Origin of the sequence: Aeromicrobium camelliae (genome assembly GCF_003850045.1) — a bacterium.
GTDB lineage: Bacteria > Actinomycetota > Actinomycetes > Propionibacteriales > Nocardioidaceae > Aeromicrobium > Aeromicrobium camelliae.
Window position 1 is genome coordinate 1 of record NZ_RQJX01000038.1, and the last position, 1172, is coordinate 1172.

Below are 1172 nucleotides of genomic sequence, written 5' to 3' on the forward strand. Positions count from 1 at the left end.
CATGGTGATTGAGTCCCGGGAGAACCACCCGCATGAGGCTGCGGCAATCAGGTCCGTTGCCGCGAAGCTCGGGATCACCTCGACCGAGTCGGTTCGCAAGTGGCTAAGGCAGGCCGAGATCGACGGCGGTGTCCGGCCGGGCAAGACCAGCGAGGAGATCGCTGAGATCAAGGCGTTGAAGAAGGAGAACGCCGAGCTGCGGCGGGCAAACGAGATTCTGAAGACCGCCTCGGCTTTCTTTGCGGCGGAGCTCGACCGCCCCAACAGGTACTGATCGACTACATCGACGAACACCGCGAGGAGTTCGGGGTCGAGCCGATCTGTCGCGTGCTGCGCGAGCACGGGATCCAGATCGCCCCGTCCACCTACTACGAAGCCCGCAGCCGCCGGCCCTCGAAACGGCACGTGCGTGATGCGGAGCTGGTCGCGCTGATCGAGGCCGAGCGCAGGAGGCAGAAGCTGATCGCGAGGTTCGGGGCACGCAAGATGTGGCTGCACCTGCGCGGTAAGGGTCACGACGTCGCGCGCTGCACGATCGAGCGGCTCTACCGCGAGCACGGCTGGGTGGGTGCGCTGAGGCTGAAGAAGGTCCGGACCACCATCGGCGACCCAGCGGCTGAGCGGCCGAGCGATCTGGTCGACCGGCAGTTCTGGGCCAGCCGCCCGAATCAGCTGTGGGTAGCCGACTTTACCTACGTGGCGACCTGGTCCGGCACCGTCTATGTCGCCTTCATCTTCGACGTGTTCAGCCGGCGCATCGTGGGCTGGCGGGCGGCGACGAAAATGACGACGGACCTGGTCCTGGACACGTTAGACACACCGATGCCGGGTCGCAGTACGTCAGTTTCGCCTTCACCCAGCGGCTGGTCGACGAGGGCGTCGACCCGTCGGTGGGCTCGGTTGGCGATGCTTACGACAACGCGTTGGCCGAGTCCCAAATCGGCCTCTACAAGGCCGAGCTGATCCGGCCCGAAGGCCCCTGGCGCGGGGTCGAGCACGTCGAGATCGAGACCCTCAACTGGGTCGACTTCTTCAACCACGAGCGACCCCACGAGGCATTGGACGATCTCACCCCGATCGCCGCCGAAGAACTCCATTACGCTGCAAGGAACGAGCTCACGCCGACCGGCTGAGCCAACGAAAAGAGCCTCCGGACTTGCCGGGACGGTTCA

1 pseudogene and 1 other annotated feature are annotated in these 1172 nt (G+C 65.2%); the pseudogene reads left to right on the forward strand.

Annotated elements, in window-relative coordinates:
* The first annotated feature begins 1 nt into the window (after window position 1).
* A pseudogene (locus EHW97_RS15180) lies at window positions 2-1133 on the forward strand (IS3 family transposase).
* Window positions 232-360, forward strand: a sequence feature (AL1L pseudoknot). It overlaps the preceding pseudogene by 129 nt.
* Window positions 1134-1172: the final 39 nt, after the last annotated feature.